Source organism: Pseudomonas sp. 1912-s (genome assembly GCF_029269205.1).
GTDB lineage: Bacteria > Pseudomonadota > Gammaproteobacteria > Pseudomonadales > Pseudomonadaceae > Aquipseudomonas.
This window is the reverse complement of sequence record NZ_JARIXR010000006.1, coordinates 173,976-191,881: the sequence shown is the minus strand read 5'-3', so window position 1 is coordinate 191,881 and position 17,906 is coordinate 173,976. Positions and strand designations below refer to the sequence as shown.

Genomic DNA, 17,906 nt, shown 5'->3' with positions numbered 1-17,906 from the left:
GCGAGGCGCTTAGGAGTTTCCCAGGCGGGCCTCGCTAAAAGCTTCGGCGTACGCGTTCAGTACTGCCTTCGGCGCCGAGTTGATCGAATTCACGAGGATGCGCACGTTCTCAGGTGTGAATTCCTCTTCGATATCCCAGCCCACCACCACATCCAGCAGTTGGTCAGCTTGCAGGGCGATCTGGGCGGCGGTGAAAGCTTTGAGGTCCATATCCCCGACCTGCTTGCCCAGCTCGTCGTGCCGCTCGTTCCAACCGGAGTACAGCTCAGCGAGCGCGGTACGGTCCAAGTACTTGAACTCGAACTCCACCTTTTCGGCGTTGTAGCCAGCCCGCTGGATCAACACCGTTGCCTTGAACGTCGGCTTTTGGATCAGCTTGAACTTGGCCATTGGTTACACCGTGGCCGCGTAGCGAGTTGGAAGGCCAGTCAGGGCAACGCTGATAACGCGGGTCATCAGGTTGTTGCGCGACATGGTCGGCGTGGCGGTGATCGACACGTAGCCGTTGTAGATAATGCTGCTACCGCCTGGGAGGTTCAGTCGGAGCAAACGGGGCTGTTTGTCGTCGTCCGCCGCTTCGCAGACCGCCACATAGGGCTTGGACGGATCGTCAGCGACGGTGTAAGTCAGCGTGATCGGGTTCTTGGTGGTCGGCATCTGGCGGTCGTTGTCGTCGGCCACGAAACCAAAGGTAAGGAACTGCTGATCGCCACCGGCCGAGTTCATTTCGGTGACCTGCGAGATCTCGGTGAAGGCGGTCACCTCGCGGACGGAGCCGATACCGGAGCCCGCTGGGTACTGCTGAGCGTTGGTGGTGTTCACGCCTGCTAGGGCGAAAGTGCCGCTGGCAATTACCCCCACACGGACACCACGACCGTCGAGGCGAGTCCAGCCGGAATTGACGGCGACTACATCGCCCTCGGCCAGGCCATGGGCTGCAGCAGTTGCGATTGCCGGATTGGCATTGGTCAGCTCAGTGAACGGGATTGCAACGCCGTAAGTCGATGCAATCTCAAGGGTGGCGCCGTTGGGCATTTGGATGCCGGCCATGGGTGTTTCCTCTTTTCAGAAATGACAAAACCCGCGCAGAGGCGGGTTTCGGGGTGTGCCCAACGGGCGGATTAGAAGGTATCGGCTCGATACTGAAACGACAGAGGCAAAGTGCTCGTAGTCTCGCCCTGGATGGATGCGGCCGTGGCCATGGGCGATCGGACGTAAACCGTGAAGTCCGCTTTCGTCAGCGGCAGGTTATTCGGGTACAGCCGTGCGACCTCTTCGGCAATCGCGCCGGCAGCACCAGTGCCCGAACCCGATGCGGTAACCACGCTGACCTGAAATACGCCCCGATACGAGACGTGCTTACCTGCCAAATCCTCGCTATCAGTCTTCCCAGGCATCAGGTATACCTTTAGGTAAGTGGCTCCACTGGCCGGCGGCGTGAATGTCACACCTTCATAAGCGATCGCCAGCTTGGGTGTGCGTGCGTCAGCCCAGGCTTTCAGACGCGCCTCAAACAGACTTCGGATAATCCGGTCGCTCATTTTGAAAGCTCCGAGACGGCTTTGTTGATGTACATCTGAAACTCAGTGACTGTGATCTGCACCATCCCGGCAGGCGCCTGGTTAGACCAGCCTTCGTACTCAAGCCGGGGGCCATATGGGAGATTGTTCATGATCCAGATTTTGCCGACGCCGATTTGGTAATGCTCAAGAACACCTTTGCCAATTGCTTTGGCGGCGGAACCCGTTGGATCAACAAGGTCCAGCATGCCGGTGGCGCCAACCTCAAACGAAACCTGCCAGTTACCCCGGAAGCGCCCGCCGACATAACCCTTGCCCGCGACCAAACCGTTCACATTGAAGTTCTGGTCGCGCTCGGTCTTTGTCAGGGGCTTCGCGTACTTCACGTTGCGCTTGAGCTTGCCGGACTTGGTGAAGTTGCTATCGGTCAGGTTGATGACCGTGTTTCGCGCTGCGACTTTGAAGTCGTAGTCGTCCGCCGCCCGGGTATTGGCTGCACGGTGCTCTATGTTCGCCGCCCATAATTCAGGGTTACCAACTGGGGAGCGGTCGACGACAGAAGTAAGCAGGTCAATCGAGACCTTTTTAACGATCTCCTCGATGTCCCCCTTGGCCTTTTCAGCGAACTCCCTGATGTCCAGGCTGAAGCTCATTTTCTGGCCTGCACACTGAAGCCAACAGCAATGCCAGCGTAATCCCAAGGATCAACGTGCTGAACCGTGTAGGTGTCGCCGTCGAACGCGACCTTGTCCAAAGTCACCGGCAGCGGCGTGTCTACGCCATCCAGCAGCACCGGAGAGATCAGGATCTTGACGTCTCCCTGCTTGATCAGTGAGCCGTCGATGTCTTGCTGGCGATAGTTCTGGCGAAGCCCTGATCCGTCGAACTGCTCAGTGGTGACAGGACTGCCGCCGGCCTCAGGGTCGTACTCGCCGGTCGTCACCCGAATCAGTGAGAGCTCCAGGCCCTTGCCACCCCTGGATCGCGGGGCGAGCATCCTTGCTGCACTTGCTTTTGCCCGATCATAGATATCTGCCATCAGCTGCGTACCAGGTTGACCTGACTTGAGGATTCCAGCAGCCCGGCGAACTGCGCATACGACTGCCGGGTTGCCGCAGGTTTGCTCACCGCCTTGCTGGCGACAGCAAACGTGGTGCTGATCGGCCCAACCGTCTCGGAAACAACTGCGCCCGTTTTGGTTTCAGGTGCGATCAGGTCGTCAGCATGAATCTCGGCAGCCAGTGCCATTTGACCAGCCTTGACCTGTGGCGGGATCTCGTCGAACCGCAACACCCAACCTTGACGCTTGACCTCGGCCCGAGGCCAGGCCAGCGCCTGATCACGGTTCACCGCCTTGCCCTTCCATGGCATCGCATCCATTTGCAGGGCGGCGCGGCGTAGCAGGGATTCCTGCGCCACCTCATCAGCGGGGATTGTTTTGCCGAAGTTCGTGGCATAGGTGACCAGTTCGGCGGCCGTTGCGAAGCTATCGGCGCCTGGCACCACCTTGCCGTTCTCGATCACCAGAGCCATATCAGACCTCTTTCCAGCCGAGTCGCTTGTGGTCGTCCAGGCAGGAGGGATGAACGTGCAGTTCTTCGCCGCCGTGCTCAACCTTCACCAGGCCGGTGTAGTCCGGTTCATCGTCCTCCACGATAGGCTTGCTTTGCGATTTAGCCGCCGCTGCCTCATCCGCAAGACGCTGAGCATCTGCCGCAGCCAAATCAATCGCATCCTGTGCGCTTTTGCTCCAGTCGGCACGCTCTTGCTCACCCAGGGCCTCAAAGGCTTCCGCGCTCAAACCACTGAGTTCGATAGCCTTGGCCAGCAGCGCCTTTGCCGCCTTCTGTTCTTTCGTCAGTCCAGCCATTGTCATTCTCCAGAAACAACGCAGGGGCCGAAGCTCCTGGTTGTCGTTGTGGTTGAGTTAGCCGAGCAGCAGGCTGATGTGCTCATCCTTGATCGCGCGGCAGCCCCAGGCCAGACGCACGTGATAGGCCGTTTGCAGGAACTGGCGGTAGACCGCGATCTCGAACGACAGACCGGTCAGCGGGTCGGTGATGGTGATCACGTCGTCCGCCGAGTCACCGCCCTCAGGCATTGCCGGGGCACGGGTAGCCAGTACGATCGCCGAGCGGGCAAACGCCACGTTCGCAGTGTACGAGTTACCCAGGGTCAGGGCGTTGCCAGTCGGGATGACAATCTGCGAGCCGGGTTTGTTGAGGGTGATGGTCCCCGGGGCCGCAACACCAGAGCCAACGACGTATTTGTTGTCACCGTCAGCCGCGAAGGTCGCGATGTCGCCAGCCAGAACAGTACCGGTGCCGGTCGCCAGAGCGATGTTGGTCGCGCCGATCGCGGTGGAGCCGTTGGTGACGTACGCAGCACCAGTGCCTTTGACGTGTCGGCCCACCTGGTGGGAGTGACGAATCGCCATGTTCATGATGCGGTCGGTCATACCGTTGCGCAGCATGTCGCTGGAGCCCGCCTCGTTGACCTTGAACAGGCCAGACTGCTTGCCACGCATGTTGCCGATGGCCGAGTGACCCAAAACCAGCTGCAGGTCATTCGTTGGTGCGCCATTCTGTTCCAGCACACCCAGGACGCCTGCGAAGTCGGACAGGTCCGCCGCGGTACCGAATGGGGTGCTGCCGGCGGTGCCGAAGGCGCGGGAAGCGTTCCGATAAGCCTCAAACCACAAGTCCTTCTCGATCTCGTTCACCAGTGTCCGCATGGCTTGGTAGAAACGATCGGCCTGGATGGTCGAGAAGGTGCCAGCATTCTGCAGGCCCCGGGTCTGCTCGCCGTTCCAACGAACCGGAACGTGCTTGCTTTTGGTGATGGCTACGGCGACGTTGTCGACTGCGGTATCACCAGTGTCTGGAGCGGTTACGCCGGGGATGTTGTCAGCAGCAGCTTCTGCGCTGGTGATCGGGACGAGTACGTCCTGACCGATAGCGGCCCGTGCAACGGACGAGTCGCGGGATACCGCAGGAATGAAGCCGGTCAGCTCTCGCGAGATAACATCCAGCGCTTCGTACAGGTCCGGCACCAGGCCGTTAAGGGTGTTCGCCATTTTGGCTTTCTCCACAAAAAAGCCCGCTCAGTGGCGGGCATTGATTACTTGCCGGGCAAACCCCGGCGGCTTTGGTCAGTCAGTTACCAAGCCGCCATTGCGTGCGTGATCAGCCTTGGCGGCAGGATCAAGCGCATCAAATGCGGCTCGCGGAAGGGTTTTCTTGTCACCGCCCTTGCCGCCATTATTCGGAGCGCCGCCACCATTTGCGCCGGAGCCCTTGAGAATGTTGTCGCGGTACGGGTAGCGCTCGACCAGGGCTTCCAGCGCCTCGTCGAAGTCAGCCAGCTCGCCAGGGCGCGCGCGGCTGTAGATCTTATTGCCATCGTCGCCGTAAGCCACGACCTTGCCTTCCTCGACCTTGAAGGCCTTGCCGAAGGTGTTTTGCAGCATGTCGGGCGGAACGGCAATCTTGTCGGTGACGAACTTGGAGCGGCCGAAGGCGCCACCGATCTTCTCTTGGTAGAGAATATTGGTGGTGTTGTCGCGCTCAGTGGTGACGGTCTTGATCTGCTCTGTGAGGGTGGACACCTGGGCCTTGAACTTCTCCTCGGTGGCAGCTATGGCTGCTTGCTTGATCTCATCCACCTTGCCAGCCTGGACAAGTTGCCCAGCGTCGAGGTTCGCGACAGTTGCCAGTGCGGCGCGGGCCTTTTCAGGGTCTTCGATGCCTTCGAATGCCTTGGCGCGAGCCTCGGCGGTTTCTTTGGCTTCGCGGTGCCCTTTGGCTTCGGCGTTCAGCGCGGTGATTTTGGATACGGCCGACGGCGCGTCAAACGCCACGTCCTTCCCATCGTCATGCGTGTAGACCGGCTTGCCATCCTGCACGACCACATGGCCTTGTTCGTCGAGTTTCAGTTTCATCGGTTCGTCTCCGGGCATCCGCCCATCTGGTGGGCCATCCGGCCCGGTGCGGCGCTATCCATCCGGAATCGCGCCCATAAAAAAGCCCCGGCGGATGCCAGGGCTTTAGTGGTTTAAAACAGCAATCAGGTATCGTTTAATTTCGAGTTCATGACCCTTGGCTAGCAACAGATACACCCTTGCCTTTCGGTGCTAGCTGCGCAGATTTAATCCGCAGAGCCTGATAATCCTCGAACGCCTTTTCGAATGCATCTCCATCGTCAACGAGATAACGTAAGCGATCTCGTAGTGCTTTGGCTTCTGCATGAATACCAGCATAAAAGCTGGATTTTTCAGAAAAATTGAACGCGTCCTGCAACCCTATTAAAGAAGTCAAAGCAATACCGAGCATCCCCGCGAGCTTTGACTGGTCAAGGAATCCTGCAAGGGTGACCGAAGCCCCTAGCGCAACACTGGCCAACACCATCGCAACCGAAAATGTCGAAGCATTCCTGTGTTTCTTCCAATGGTTCGACTGAAAGGAATCAACTTGTTTACGCAGATCCTCCGCTGACGTTGCAACGTCCTGTCTCATTCTTAATTGACCGTAATGATGTTGGGATAGTGATATTGAACAGCCATCATCAATTTAGCAATACGCGCTCGCCCAGTAGAAGACACCCAACACAGATCAACGTCTTGGTCCCGCCAGTCGGCTTGCCATTCTTCATTAGCACACCGATCTTCGTTTCAATCACCTCGCGCCCGCCGCAGCGATGGCACTGGACCATGGTTGCCGGCTTGGGCATCGCACGAACGCGCTTGCGCACCTGTTCCGCCGGAGTGTCCGGGGCTGGCGTGCCTTGAATAAGGTGAAGCTTGGGTTTGTCGGTCATGCAGCCATTTTAGCGAATGCCTGTGCGTCATGCTGCTTGATCTGCTCCAGGGTCAGCCACTCACCGGTTGGCGAGTAAAAATCATCAAGGCTCTTGCCGTCCTTGTAGAGCTGATACCGCATTGGCCCAAGCACCTGAACCTTTCTCGCATCCGACTGCCGGTCAAGCCATGTTCCGTAAGTCGTATCCCCTGGCACTTGGCCGTCCATGCTTGCCCGCTGACCTGGTGTCATCTCATCAATGGGAATGCCCAGCTCTCGCCATGACTTGGTTCGCGGCGTTGAGGTGCTGCGACAGCAGAAGTGAATCCGCCCTGGGCCTTGCAGCCACGGCACCTTGTGCCCTATCGGCTTATGCGTACCAACCTCATACGAAAGCTTGTCCCGGATGATGCAGTCGGTGGAAGTCTTCGTATCCAGGGTGCTGAGCCAGTCTTCGGCCTTCAGGATTTCGCTGTTTGCCACGTTGAACTGTTCGCGTGCCGTAGCCGCTGTGTGGCTCACGGCCGTCTGCACGACCGCAGCCAGGTCCTTCCTGGGCCGCTCAAGGAAACCATCGGCGTAGCCAGCCGCCCTGGTTCCGCGAATGCTGCGGATGATCTGGTCGGTGGTTCTACCCTCCAGGTATCCAGATCGAATCGCATTGCGAACCTTGACCATACGCTCAGCGCCAACCTGCTTGCCCCAGTCGCGCAACAGGCGCCCCTGGAACGGCCGAGACATCGCGGCGGCATAGGCCTGCTCAGAGCTGATGCTCACCAGCGGGAAGCGCACGAGGACGGGTTCAGGTAGCGCCTGCTGAAACAATGTCTGCTGCCAGTTGGTCTCGTAGCCCGCAAGCTCCTTCAGGTCAGCCTCAAGCGCTTTGAACACTTGGTCATAGGCCTGAGCGTTGACTGCCCTCACCTCGTCCAGTAACAGTTCAAGGCGCTCTACAGTGAAGGATTCGGCGGGCATCCGCTCAAGCGCCTCGGTCAGCGCTGCCGACAGGCTGGCATCCGACCGATTCAAGAGAGCGATGATGCGCCGCACCACGCCAATCTTGTACTTCTCCAGCGATACCGCATGGGCGATATGCTCGTCCTGAAGGATCTCGTTGACCGTTGCCATTTAGAGAGCTCCGAGCGCTGGCCCCTGGTCGGCGATCTTCTGCTTCTCGACTTCCCACTCAATGTCATCAGAGACCACGCCGCGGCGCTTGTACTCATTAAACAGGGTTTCGTCAGAGAGCCGACCTTGGGTTGCCATGTTGAGCAGCAGTGGAAGAGTGGTTTCCGGTGCGAAGTCTACGTCGAAGTTGCCGTTCACCTTCACGTGGCCGCCCTCCTTCTCACCCTTCCAGAGCGCGAAGTACTGAAGCACCTGGTCAAGCGTGTCCTCAAGCTGCCCGGCCATGGTTTGCAATGGGCTCATTTCCTGAGCTGCCTCTTCCTCAGCCTGGGTTGCAGTCTTCGTGGACTGTTTGTCCTTCTGAAGCAGCTTGGCACCGGCGATGCGCATTTGATCTTCAAGGTCTTCCAGAGACTTGCGGCCTGCCTCGATAGCGGCCCCCGTATGCTCGACCCACTTCATGTCGCCACCGGCGGGAAGCTTGGTCGCTGAACTGGTACCGACCTTGAGTTCAAAAGCGTCGTCGTCGATACCGGAGATCATCAGCATTGGTACCCGTGCAACGTGCAGAATGTTGTCCTGATCGCTTTGGGACTGCCAGTGCTTCTTGTTGAGGTGCGCCAATTCCAGCAGCGGTGGTGTTGCAGTCATGAATCCCGTGCGTTTGGTGTAAAACGTAGCGAGCGGGATTACGGAGAGCGTGTTCGTTCCTTCATCGGTCTTGGTCCATTCCTTCTTCCCGTTGGCGTCATCGGTCTTGCGGTACACCCTCCAGCCGCCAGGAATCAACACCCTGATCTGCGGGATGATGGTCACACCGAAATCGCCTTCGCGTTCTTCGACTGCCTCCGCATACCAGAACTGGGACAGCGAGCATTCGCCGCCCTTCTCTTCGGTGAGCCAGCCAATCACCTGCTGAGGGTGAATCATCACCGCGTACGGTCGAACGCCGGCGGCCTTCTCGTCCGCAGCAGTGCGCACAATAGAGTTGCCTTGCTCATCTTTCGTTTTCGGGTAATCGGCCAACACATGACAAAGGCCATGCGAAAGCCCGACGGTGAACAGTTGCTGAGCCCAGACCTGCAGGTTGTTGCCCTGGCGGTCGAAGTTCTGCACGTAGGCCTTGATCGACTCAGGTACATCATCGCCGAGCGCGATATGTTCTGCGAACACCCTACCCTTCATGTTCTGCACCGTCTCGCTGAACGCAGGGAGCAGCGTGGACAGCCCCAAACGCTCCTTGTAGGCGTCGTCGTCCTCCTTTGGCCACTTTGGCAGGTAGATCTTACCCGCCAGTTGCATCGCCTTCGTGCCACCCATCAGCGCGTCAACAAGAGCCCAGTCTTCGCGCATGGCGTCTACTGCCGGTAGCGTTTTGCTTGGGTCATTGCTCATGAGGTCACATTCTCAGGGAGTTGGTGAAAGCAGTCCGCTTAACGATCGGGTACTCGCGGTGAATGAAGTAGCCGCCGGCGTCGTTCGCGTGATCGATGCCGGCGGTTTTATCTGGCTCCCCGTTCGTGCCCCACACCTGCTGTTCCAGGCCATCGGCGTAGGTCGGACAGGTGAGCGAATTGACCAGGTAGCGACGCTCGCCCTGCGCATTGCAGAAGACGGCGTTCATTGCGTTGATTCGGTCCTTCACCGGCGGGTTTGCCGCTGGAGCGATGACCGAGAATCCGGCCTGTTTCAGCATGGCCAGGTCGGTGATACTGGCATTCACAGACTTGCGCGAATCGCCCGAGGCATCCGGGTAGATCCTGATCTCACACGTCTTCTTGAAGTCGTTGCCGTCGTGCTGCCAGTAGCGCTCTTTGATGCGGCGGATCATGTCGGGCGTGTCATAGCCGTCGATCAGCTCATCCACGGCCCTAGGCAACCCCTGTTCGCGCTTAACGTGGGTAATCGCCGCCATCTTGCCGACGTTGAAGTCCATCCCGATGAACAGTGGCTCACCGGGCTGCACGGTATCGAAGCATCCGTTGAGCTTGCGGTCATAGGCGGTGTATATCGTGCCGGACGTGAGGTTGACGAACTGGCCTTTGAGGTACGCCATGATCAGCTGAGGTGGATACGACTCCATCAGCGAGGCGATGTAGTCATCCGGCAAGTTCAGCTCGTTGTCGAACGTGCTGGCCTGCACCAGGCCGTACATTTCTTTCAGTGAAGGCTTGTCACGCAACTGCTTCACGAACTGCAGGAAGACGAACTTGAAGCCTTCCGGTGTCGTGGTGACATCCACCCCGTTCTTCAGCCCGGGCAGGTTGTAGCGCATCCGGGCAATGATCTTGCGCCAAGCCTGCTGCGCCTTGACAGCAGTCAGCACGTCCAGCTCATCCACCAGGGCATGACCGATCTTGAAGCCGACAATGGTCTGCGGCTTCTCCATCGACCGACAGATCACAGTGCCGCGATACTGCCGGCCGCTGTAGATGTGAACTTCGTGGTTCGCCTGGTTGATCTTGGTCTTCAGCCCCCAGTCGTAGGCCACCTCATCCATGGTCGGATAGAAGATGTCCCGGATCTGCGGGTAAGTAGGTGCAAAGTAGCCAGCGTTAACGCCGGGCCACTCCATGAAGTGCTTGCTCAGTGCCGAGCATCCAACCCAGGTCTTGCCTGAGCCGAACCCGGCAACGAACGCACGGAATTTGTGGGGCAGCGTGAGGAACTGAGCCTGCGGAACATTAAGGCTCGGCATTCGGCTTCCTCGCATCCACCACGTCGACCTGGATGCGGGTCGGGATCACAGGTTCGTCGCCACCCTCTTCCTTCCGCGCGCGGTTGACATAGATGTCGCCGGTTTCTTTCGCGGCCTGCTCGAGGATCAGCATGGCCAAGCCGATGTTCTTCATCGACTCGGCCTTCTCCACAAAGCGGTTCATGGCGCGGAGGCGAAAGGCGCGGTTGGCAATGGGTATGTCTTCAGTCTCTTCGCGGAAACGCTTTCTGGTCTGCTCAAAAAGGGTCTTCCATCTGTCCGCAAGTTTCTTACCTGAAACCTTTGTCGGGTCGTGTGATTCGACCTGCTGGCGGGTGATGCTCAAACTGAATTCTTTCTGGACCGCCTCAACCACCTGAGAAGGCGTATCGAAGCAAGCGAGAGCCTGTACTACAAAGGTCTTCACCTCACTGCTTAGAGCTGCCATAGGCGTTCATCCGTCCAAACCTGTCCAAAATCAGGCCGACTTGAGCAGACAGGTTCCGCAGGCCCTCGCAATGTTCAATTTCCCCACCTCAGCAGGACTGTTTGCAGCATCCACCAACGCCTGAACGTCAGGGCTTGCACCGTAGCGGCGGACCACACCGACGAACTCTTCGACGTCGTGTCCCTGAAGCTTGATCTTCGGTGCACCGTCTTGGGTGAATGCTGGTTGACCGTACTTGTCGGTCGCGTGAGCCAGGTGATACAGCTCATGTTCGATCAAGGCGCAGAACTCAAGGTCGCTGCACTGGGCGCAGTAGTCGGCAGCCAAGGTGATGATGAAGTCCGGCACCTCACCGAACCAGTCACGCATCTGTTGCTCCATCCGGGCTTTCTGCCAACCGCCGGCACGGAACACCACCTGTTCGGCCTGGCCCAGAACCGTCCTACCCTGCTTCTGGAAGCTCGACGACGCCCACATGATCCGGATGTCTGCATCCAGCAGGTGGGCATGGTCTTCGTTGTGAATGGTGCCGGTGTCGGCAAGGATCTCGGCTTGGAGCCATTCCCATACTTCGGGCGCAGGCGTCAGGCGGATACCGAAATCGGAAAGGTCGGACAGGTCAAGTAGTGACGAGGGAGGGTATGGCCTTTCCATCGAATGCTCCTTGCAGACTTCCAGGCCTAGCGGCTATAGGGGTTAATCCAGCGCCGTCACTAGCCCGAAGCCGATGAAGGTCATCAACAACGACCCCAGGACATGCGTGAGCACCGTAGCAGCAGCCCAGCCGAATCTACCTTCTTGCAGCATGAATACGATCTCAGCGGAGAACGTTGAAAAGGTAGTCAGCCCGCCACAGAAACCCGTGGTCACTAGCAATCGCCACGCAGGATCGAGATCTGGCATCTTGATAAAGAAGGCCATGGCGCACCCTATGATGAGTCCGCCAATCAGGTTAACGAGGAGCGTACCCAGCGGCATGTTTGGAAACGCACCATTGAATTTCAAGGCAAGCGCCCACCGAAGCACACAGCCGAAGCTGCCACCAATGATTACCGCTAAGAGAGACTTGTACATTCGAGACTTCCAAAGAGATCTGAGAATCCCTATGGAAAGACAGGCGACAGCCTACGCACCCTCCATAGGGTTTGCGTAGGCATCATCAGCCAAAAGGCGGTTATGAGGAGGAATGCCATCTCCTGGAGGAATCATATGACAGCCAGCATAAAGGCTCAATACTGCTAACCCCCCGGCTCCCAGCCGGGTTGCTTGGTTGTCATGGAAACTCCGAAACCATCTGGTGCGTTTGTGCATGTGTGTGACCGTGGAGCAATGCAACGATCAGCCCCTGGGGCAGCCCGGCAGCCTTGGCAGCGTCCACTGCATCGGCAATAGCCTTGTCGAGTGCGCCGACCGCAGCGTTGATGTCCGGGCTCATTGGCAGCGCATGCCGCAGGCGAGTTACTTTGCTCACGGTGCAACCTCGTACTGGAATGCTCGATCAGCAGGCATGGCCGTCACAAACCGGCACCGGTGGGCGTCGAACTCTTCCCGGGTCGCAATGGTGCGCTCATGCCGGGAGTTGGTTTTGCCGGTGAACCGTCCACGGTGAACGACAACACCCTCACGCGGGAACTCGACTTCAGCCGACCCCAGGAGCTTGGTTACGATTACTTTCATGGGGTCACACGAAGCTGAAGGCCGCAACTGCCAGGACGATGATCACAAGCGCGATCCCGCCCAACAGGGTGACAGTCTTGGAGGAATTGGTATTCGAAGCCATGGCGATGCCCTCGGCGCATTCCGCGCCACAATTTTGCGAATTGAGAAAACGTGGCGCGGATTACTGGGCTGCCCGGTTTAGAGCTTCGTCCACCTTGTCAACTGCCTGAGCCGCAGACGTTGCTGCCTTGGTGGCCTTCTCTGCGGCGGTACCAGTCTGGCGAGTGAGCTCTTCCAGGCGCTTGTCACGCTCACCCATGGCAGTGTCGTAGGCCTTGCGGATATCGGTCACTTGATTGCTCTGGCTCTCAGCGAGAGACCAGTAGGCAGCCTGGTAGCCCAAGACAGCACCACCACCCACCAACACGACAGCAATGGCCCAGACCTCGGCCCGGCGCCACCACCGGCGTGCGATAAATTCCAATGCGCATCTGTCCATCAGGCGATTCCTCCCAGCTTGGTGCGCAGGCGAGTGATCTCGTCGCTCTGCTGCGTCACGCGGTCAGTGAGTTGAGCGACCTGGCTGGTGAGCGCCTCGATCTTGCCTTCCATACGCCCAACGGCGGCTGCCAGGTCATTCCGCTCTTTCGCGAACTGATCGGCACGGGCCTCGGCTTCTTTGCGGGCGGCTCGCTCCTGGTTCAGTAGTTCGTTCAGGCGCTTCAGTGTGCCGATATCGGCGCTGTCCATCGCGCGGTCAGTCGCATCCTTGGAAAGGAACCGGCGCAGCCATAGCAGGCCACCCAGCACAACGGTGGCGCTACCGCCCAGCCAGGTAGCTGTGCCTGGGCCGAGGTCAGTAGGATCCATCGACACTCCATGAAGAAAATGGCCTTGGCCAGAAATAGGTCAGCCCCAGCAGCACTCCCAGCTCAGTGCGAAGGGTGTGGCGGGACCGAAAACGAAAAGGCCCCAGCAAATGCTGAGGCAGCAAAGCAACAATCGCGCATCGCTAAACTTAGAAATGCGCGCTTTTGAAATGCGGAACGCCTTTACGGGGTGTCCCGCAGAGGCTTAGGGCAAATAATCGAAAGAAACTCGCGCCACACCACTGTTACCGCCATGAACCCAAAGCCCATAACCTGCGGGGAGCAGAACCGGATACGGGAATGCCACCAGCAAAGAAGCCCCCGCAGGCCCCTCAGCAAGTAGCGGGATATTGACCTCAGTGATAAATGTGGGTTTAACGGTGCCGGTATACAACTTGGCCCCGTTAAGGCTGATAGTGCTGAGTACTACGCCGTTAGTGTTGAGAGCAGGATCGACGATTTGGTCATATTGAGCGCCGGATGTGCGCGAGTAACGTGATCCATATTTTACTGGTTCCATTTTTTTCACCTATTGAGTCGAATGATTTGTCGCGGAGGATTCCGCTTTTATGTCGCTCAAAGGCGATTGCTCGAGGCTCGTGGCCTTCACATGATTCAGCGTCCCGCAGCGGGAACACTTGATCTGGAGCTCTGTAAACCCACCCGTACGGGCGAGAAGTCTTTTGCAGTTACCGCATCTGAATTCTTTCAACATCTGCAAATTCCTTTTGCTGAATCGCCCTTTCCGTGGGCAATAAAAAGCCCCGCACTGGGCGAGGCTTGGAGAAATGCGTAGCGGCTATGTCGATCGGGCGAACGAGTTCCACTCTTCAATGGCGTCATCAGCCGCAGACTTATGCTTCCGAATAGCGTCTTGCTGCTCCTCTACGAAGTCAGTGATGCAGGATTTGTACTCCTCCACCTCGGCGTTGAATTGATCACGCTCGTCCTGGTCTTCAAATTCGTAAGGAACACTCGGCTGGCTGCAGTCATGTGAAGGCTCGATTGTGTCGGCAAACGCCAAAGGCGAGATCAACATTCCGAGAAGTAAGAGAGCTCGCATCGTCCTTTGCCTCACATGAAAAAGCCCGACTTCATGCCGGGCTTTACTGTGCAACCTCAACGCGCAAGATCGACAGGATGGGTAAATACTCTCTCACTTTCTCACTCGTTGCAATGGCTTTCTGCTACGCAGCACAACTTTCGATTAATCCTTCCGCATCAAGCAGTTCCTGAGCAGCCGTCAGCGCTTCGTTCACCTGGTCATCCAGCGTCTTTCGGATCCCTGAGCGCCACCGGTACCGCGTCGACTCTGGCTTGCCGTCGTTATCCCAATTTGTGATGTCGTACCAGGCGGCCGGCAGCACAGCGGCAGAACGCTTGCCGTCGGCACCGGCAACTTGCGGAATGGCCCAGGTCAGCACCGCGCATTCCCGGAAGCGCTTCGGCGCCGGGGTCTTCACCGAATTCAGGAGCTCCAAAATGGCGCCATGCTTTCGTTCCTGGTGCGTCGAGTATTTCGCCACCAGCGCGCGCCAGTGTGCCGGGGTGAGCGCCTTGTGCAGCCGACCGAACACCCAGCAGTCCTGGAGAAACGCCGCCTCCTTTCCGACTATCTCCCCCTTCTGTTTGGCGCACTGCACCTTCGGCTCAAAGTCGCAGCCGCCGGCGGAACTGATGGTCTCGGCCGCGAGCGCCCGAACTACTGCTGAAACAACGTTGCGATAGGTCATGCTGCAGCCCTCTTCAGTTCTCTGGTCTTTGCCCTGTAGTAGGCCTTGATGCCCTTGATCTGCTCCACGGAGTACTTGCGCACGCTCTGGTCAGCTTCCAGGGCGTCGACGGCCTCCTGGCCGATGCGCGCGATCAGACCGATCCGGTAGTCCACGGCGTTGCCGGAAAGGAACCGGTTGTCCTGCTTACTCTGGGCGTGGCAGTTACGCTCATCAAAGCGCAGGTGCGGCGCGGATCCAACGCTGCGGTAGTGGCCGGCATCGACTGCGTTGCCGCTCCAGTCCAACGGCTTGCCGCTGGAGATGCAGAGGTGCCCGGCGGCCTGGTCCCGGGTGCGGACGTACTCGTTGAACGCCTGCTGAGCCTCACGCATGTGTTCGCCGCGGCTCTTCAGCTTCTCCTTGCGGATCTTGATCTCGCGGCGCTCAACCTGGGCCAGCGACTTGCGCGCCTTTGCCTGGTTTATGTCCTTGATGGCCAGGCCACACTTCGGGCTGCATACGGCCTGACCCAGGCGCTGCGGCGGGAAGCTGATGCCGCATGCCGGGTTCTTGCACTTCTTCGGTTTGGGTTGCTTGGCGATCATGCAGCCTCCTTGCTGAGTAGATCAGTGAAAACCACACCTTGGCCTGTGAAATAGGCGGCGATGCGGTCGGTGTAATTGATGCCCTGGGAGCGATTGAACAGGCTGGTCACCGGGAAGCCGTCCGGCCCAAACAAGTGACACTCGCCCATCATGGCCAGCTTCGTTTCGTAGGGCAGATGTCGCATGACCCTGTACCACTCAGCCTGGAACCCGGCATCCTCGTTCAGCAGGATCTGCACGCCGAAGTGCAGCTTGCAGTAACGGCGAGCGTCGGCCGCGTCGCCGATCTGGGTCATCTCGGCGATGCGCTTGTACATCCCGAACCACAGCCGGTTCTGATCGAGCGTGCGGTCCTTGCCCGGGCGCAGGGTCACCACCACAAACTTCTTGTCTTTGTACATGGCGCTGATTTTGGTGATGACTTCAGAGAGCCTGGCCTGGCAGTTGACGCTGATCTTGTCGGTCATTGCGCTGCCCTCTTCGCTTCCAATTCCTGGGCCTGCTTGACCAGCAGCGCCCGGCGATCCGCCAACTCATTGGCCGCTTCAATCCGCATTTCCGTTTTCCGTTCGGCACTGGCCTTCCGCATTTCCAGCATCGAGCTCTTCACAATCTCGAGCCTTGCGCGCAGCAGCGGCTTTGGCTGGGTGACGGTGCCTGTGAGCAAACCGGCAATGGCGCGGCCATCCTCGGTGACTGGAACAATGCTCAGGTCAGCCAAGTACTTCTGGCCGTGCTCTTGTGGAATGCGCTTCAGCTCCACAGCCTTGGTAACGGCCTGGATGCGGCGATTGGAGTCGAAGCCCACGGACACGTGCCAGTTGACCGGTTTCGCATCCTCGCGGGCCTGGCCCACGAACCTTTGGTAGGCGTCGATGAACGCCATGCGTGCACCGATCTTGTCGCCGCCATCCAAGATGGGTTTCGCAGCAGCCAGGGCCAGCTGGATCTCGTCGGTCAGCACCACGGTTTCGAATTCGTCGTTGGTAGTCATGGCGATGGCCCAGGCCTCGTCCTTGCCCGGCCGGCCATCGGAGGATTGGACTCGTTGCAGGATGTCGGCCATCGCCAGCTTCCCCTTCACTTCGAAGCGACACGCCTTCAGCGCCGCCTTCACGACGGGCACCGGGTAGGCACAGAGGTCTTCGGCCATCATCGCGGCAGTGCCCGGGTTCATTTCCTGGCCCATGGCCTCGGCTGTGGCGCAGATGGCGGCGGCCAGCCCAGCGACCTGCTGGTCGTTCATTTCAGAGGTATTCATTGCGGTCACCTGCTTGGCGTTTGGCCAGAACCATCTGGGCGGCCTGCTCCGCTGCGGAGTGGTTCGCCTCAGTTCGCTCCATCTGGCGGGCGGTGGTGCCGTTGATGCGCTGCCCGGTCACCCACTGGGTGTGGTAGCTCTCGGCGTTGGCCAGCAGCTCGTTGAGGCTGTGGCACTTGCGCAGCACAGCGGCATCGTTGGATTTCAGGTAATGCGCGGCAACGTGGTGAGCAACGTCAGCGCCGAGGCGGTCGACCAATTGGCCGAGTTGACCGCCAACCTTGGCGTTCCAAACAGGCCATGCACCGAGGTAACGTTTGCGGTAGGCCATGGCGTAATTCGCCCAGACCTTGAAGGTTTTGCAGGTCTGGTCTTTGGGGCCCGGCATGTCGGCGGGGATCTCGACACGGGGAGTATCGGCGCGGTCAACCACCAGCACCAAGCCGCGGGACTGAACCGGCACAACCTCGGCGGGAGCCGGGGGTGCAATTGGTTCAATGACCGGTTCCATGACTGGTTCAAGAGAGTTACTGATTCTGGGTGCAACTGCTGCACTACCCCCTAGTGCAGGAGATTCACTAGGGGGTGAACCTGCTGCACTACCCGGGTGAATCTTCTGCACTACCCCTGGTGCAGGAGGTGCACCACCACCGTCGAGGGTGAGGAAGTAAACGTTCGACGAATTCCCCTTTGGTCCACCCTTCCGGATCTCCTTGCGCAACAGTCCCGCCTCACACAGAGCGGTGATGTGGTTCATGACAGAACGCTTGCTGATCTCGCACTGGTCGGCAATGTGCTGATAGGAGGGCCAGCACTCGCCTACGTCGCTGGCGTTGTCGGCCAACTTGATCAGCACCAGCTTGCGCAGCGGATTACCAACACGAAGCTTCATTGCGGCAACCATAAGGCCCATGCTCATGCTGCACCTCCGGCGAACGCGCGGAAATCAATCGTCCGCACGCCCTTCCAACTATTGCAGGACATGCAAAGGGTCTGGAGGTTGCCCAAAGAAGCCTCTCCACCTTGGCTTTCAGGTACGACGTGATCAGCCCTCAAGCGCATCAGCACCGAGCAGCCACAGCGCAAGCAGGCGTGACCATCGCGAGCGAATATTTGTGCGCGCAATCCAGAAGGAATGGGTTTCTTTTTCGTCCGGCGCCGAGGCGAGAAAACGGGAGGCTGGAGGGCGGTGACGTGGCCCATGCGG

The 17,906-nt window shown here is 58.8% G+C and carries 29 protein-coding genes and 1 riboswitch; all 29 genes read right to left on the bottom strand.

What is annotated here, in order from left to right; all coding sequences use genetic code 11:
• Positions 1-9: 9 nt before the first annotated feature.
• The 29 genes from P3C29_RS10230 to P3C29_RS10090 all read right to left on the bottom strand — a co-directional run bounded on the left by P3C29_RS10230 (position 10) and on the right by P3C29_RS10090 (position 17,902).
• Entirely contained in the window at positions 10-390 is a 381-nt protein-coding gene (locus tag P3C29_RS10230; RefSeq protein WP_275964474.1) for a phage tail assembly chaperone, read from the bottom strand.
• 3 nt (positions 391-393) lie between these two features.
• Positions 394-1,050 (bottom strand): phage tail protein, encoded by a 657-nt coding sequence (locus tag P3C29_RS10225; RefSeq protein ID WP_275964473.1) that lies wholly within the window; start codon positions 1,048-1,050, stop codon positions 394-396.
• Positions 1,051-1,121: 71 nt separating this feature from the next.
• Positions 1,122-1,541 (bottom strand): phage tail terminator-like protein, encoded by a 420-nt coding sequence (locus tag P3C29_RS10220; RefSeq protein ID WP_275964472.1) that lies wholly within the window; start codon positions 1,539-1,541, stop codon positions 1,122-1,124.
• A complete protein-coding gene (locus P3C29_RS10215) occupies positions 1,538-2,173 on the bottom strand; it encodes a hypothetical protein (protein WP_275964471.1) in 636 nt (211 codons plus the stop codon). Before P3C29_RS10215 ends, P3C29_RS10220 begins: the two co-directional genes overlap by 4 nt.
• Positions 2,170-2,559 carry a hypothetical protein gene (locus tag P3C29_RS10210; protein ID WP_275964470.1) on the bottom strand — a complete coding sequence of 130 codons (390 nt, stop codon included), beginning with the start codon at positions 2,557-2,559 and terminating at the stop codon, positions 2,170-2,172. Before P3C29_RS10210 ends, P3C29_RS10215 begins: the two co-directional genes overlap by 4 nt.
• Entirely contained in the window at positions 2,559-3,053 is a 495-nt protein-coding gene (locus P3C29_RS10205) for a DnaT-like ssDNA-binding protein (RefSeq protein ID WP_275964469.1), read from the bottom strand. The genes P3C29_RS10210 and P3C29_RS10205 overlap by 1 nt, the downstream gene beginning before the upstream one ends.
• 1 nt (position 3,054) lies before the next feature.
• On the bottom strand, positions 3,055-3,390 hold the full coding sequence (locus P3C29_RS10200) for a hypothetical protein (protein WP_200625314.1): 336 nt from the start codon (positions 3,388-3,390) through the stop codon (positions 3,055-3,057).
• Positions 3,391-3,447: 57 nt separating this feature from the next.
• Positions 3,448-4,596, bottom strand: coding sequence for a P22 phage major capsid protein family protein (locus P3C29_RS10195; protein ID WP_275964468.1), 1,149 nt, complete (start codon positions 4,594-4,596; stop codon positions 3,448-3,450).
• Positions 4,597-4,671: 75 nt separating this feature from the next.
• Positions 4,672-5,460, bottom strand: a complete 789-nt coding sequence (locus P3C29_RS10190; protein WP_275964467.1) for a DUF6651 domain-containing protein — start codon at positions 5,458-5,460, stop codon at positions 4,672-4,674.
• A gap of 148 nt (positions 5,461-5,608) precedes the next feature.
• Positions 5,609-6,034, bottom strand: coding sequence for an SLATT domain-containing protein (locus P3C29_RS10185; protein ID WP_275964466.1), 426 nt, complete (start codon positions 6,032-6,034; stop codon positions 5,609-5,611).
• A gap of 49 nt (positions 6,035-6,083) precedes the next feature.
• Positions 6,084-6,335 (bottom strand): hypothetical protein, encoded by a 252-nt coding sequence (locus tag P3C29_RS10180; RefSeq protein WP_275964465.1) that lies wholly within the window; start codon positions 6,333-6,335, stop codon positions 6,084-6,086.
• Positions 6,332-7,444 carry a hypothetical protein gene (locus P3C29_RS10175; protein ID WP_275964464.1) on the bottom strand — a complete coding sequence of 371 codons (1,113 nt, stop codon included), beginning with the start codon at positions 7,442-7,444 and terminating at the stop codon, positions 6,332-6,334. The genes P3C29_RS10180 and P3C29_RS10175 overlap by 4 nt, the downstream gene beginning before the upstream one ends.
• Positions 7,445-8,839: a DUF4055 domain-containing protein gene (locus P3C29_RS10170; protein WP_275964463.1), complete on the bottom strand. Its 1,395-nt coding sequence runs from the start codon at positions 8,837-8,839 to the stop codon at positions 7,445-7,447. It lies immediately after the preceding gene.
• A 4-nt stretch (positions 8,840-8,843) separates the two neighbouring features.
• Positions 8,844-10,142 carry a terminase family protein gene (locus P3C29_RS10165; protein ID WP_275964462.1) on the bottom strand — a complete coding sequence of 433 codons (1,299 nt, stop codon included), beginning with the start codon at positions 10,140-10,142 and terminating at the stop codon, positions 8,844-8,846.
• The gene (locus tag P3C29_RS10160) at positions 10,129-10,590 is read right to left on the bottom strand and encodes a DUF2280 domain-containing protein (RefSeq protein WP_275964461.1); all 462 of its coding nucleotides are present in this window, start codon (positions 10,588-10,590) and stop codon (positions 10,129-10,131) included. The genes P3C29_RS10165 and P3C29_RS10160 overlap by 14 nt, the downstream gene beginning before the upstream one ends.
• A gap of 30 nt (positions 10,591-10,620) precedes the next feature.
• Positions 10,621-11,244, bottom strand: coding sequence for a putative metallopeptidase (locus P3C29_RS10155; protein ID WP_275964460.1), 624 nt, complete (start codon positions 11,242-11,244; stop codon positions 10,621-10,623).
• Between the two features lie 42 nt (positions 11,245-11,286).
• Entirely contained in the window at positions 11,287-11,664 is a 378-nt protein-coding gene (crcB, locus tag P3C29_RS10150; protein WP_275964459.1) for a fluoride efflux transporter CrcB, read from the bottom strand.
• Positions 11,665-11,733: 69 nt separating this feature from the next.
• A riboswitch (Fluoride riboswitch) is annotated at positions 11,734-11,796 on the bottom strand.
• Positions 11,797-11,863: 67 nt separating this feature from the next.
• A complete protein-coding gene (locus P3C29_RS10145) occupies positions 11,864-12,061 on the bottom strand; it encodes a hypothetical protein (RefSeq protein ID WP_275964458.1) in 198 nt (65 codons plus the stop codon).
• Positions 12,058-12,267 carry a hypothetical protein gene (locus P3C29_RS10140; RefSeq protein WP_275964457.1) on the bottom strand — a complete coding sequence of 70 codons (210 nt, stop codon included), beginning with the start codon at positions 12,265-12,267 and terminating at the stop codon, positions 12,058-12,060. The genes P3C29_RS10145 and P3C29_RS10140 overlap by 4 nt, the downstream gene beginning before the upstream one ends.
• Positions 12,268-12,430: 163 nt before the next feature.
• Positions 12,431-12,748 carry a hypothetical protein gene (locus tag P3C29_RS10135; RefSeq protein ID WP_275964456.1) on the bottom strand — a complete coding sequence of 106 codons (318 nt, stop codon included), beginning with the start codon at positions 12,746-12,748 and terminating at the stop codon, positions 12,431-12,433.
• On the bottom strand, positions 12,748-13,119 hold the full coding sequence (locus P3C29_RS10130; RefSeq protein ID WP_025856073.1) for a chemotaxis protein: 372 nt from the start codon (positions 13,117-13,119) through the stop codon (positions 12,748-12,750). The genes P3C29_RS10135 and P3C29_RS10130 overlap by 1 nt, the downstream gene beginning before the upstream one ends.
• A 204-nt stretch (positions 13,120-13,323) precedes the next feature.
• Positions 13,324-13,638 carry a hypothetical protein gene (locus tag P3C29_RS10125; protein ID WP_143495474.1) on the bottom strand — a complete coding sequence of 105 codons (315 nt, stop codon included), beginning with the start codon at positions 13,636-13,638 and terminating at the stop codon, positions 13,324-13,326.
• A gap of 9 nt (positions 13,639-13,647) precedes the next feature.
• Positions 13,648-13,833 (bottom strand): Com family DNA-binding transcriptional regulator, encoded by a 186-nt coding sequence (locus P3C29_RS10120; RefSeq protein WP_177141827.1) that lies wholly within the window; start codon positions 13,831-13,833, stop codon positions 13,648-13,650.
• Between the two features lie 472 nt (positions 13,834-14,305).
• On the bottom strand, positions 14,306-14,851 hold the full coding sequence (locus P3C29_RS10115) for a hypothetical protein (RefSeq protein WP_177020048.1): 546 nt from the start codon (positions 14,849-14,851) through the stop codon (positions 14,306-14,308).
• Positions 14,848-15,438, bottom strand: coding sequence for a recombination protein NinG (locus P3C29_RS10110; protein WP_275964455.1), 591 nt, complete (start codon positions 15,436-15,438; stop codon positions 14,848-14,850). Before P3C29_RS10110 ends, P3C29_RS10115 begins: the two co-directional genes overlap by 4 nt.
• Positions 15,435-15,905: a hypothetical protein gene (locus P3C29_RS10105; protein WP_275964454.1), complete on the bottom strand. Its 471-nt coding sequence runs from the start codon at positions 15,903-15,905 to the stop codon at positions 15,435-15,437. The genes P3C29_RS10110 and P3C29_RS10105 overlap by 4 nt, the downstream gene beginning before the upstream one ends.
• A complete protein-coding gene (locus tag P3C29_RS10100) occupies positions 15,902-16,699 on the bottom strand; it encodes a hypothetical protein (protein WP_275964453.1) in 798 nt (265 codons plus the stop codon). The genes P3C29_RS10105 and P3C29_RS10100 overlap by 4 nt, the downstream gene beginning before the upstream one ends.
• On the bottom strand, positions 16,686-17,618 hold the full coding sequence (locus P3C29_RS10095; protein WP_275964452.1) for a helix-turn-helix domain-containing protein: 933 nt from the start codon (positions 17,616-17,618) through the stop codon (positions 16,686-16,688). Before P3C29_RS10095 ends, P3C29_RS10100 begins: the two co-directional genes overlap by 14 nt.
• Positions 17,615-17,902 carry an HNH endonuclease gene (locus P3C29_RS10090; RefSeq protein ID WP_275964537.1) on the bottom strand — a complete coding sequence of 96 codons (288 nt, stop codon included), beginning with the start codon at positions 17,900-17,902 and terminating at the stop codon, positions 17,615-17,617. Before P3C29_RS10090 ends, P3C29_RS10095 begins: the two co-directional genes overlap by 4 nt.
• Positions 17,903-17,906: the final 4 nt, after the last annotated feature.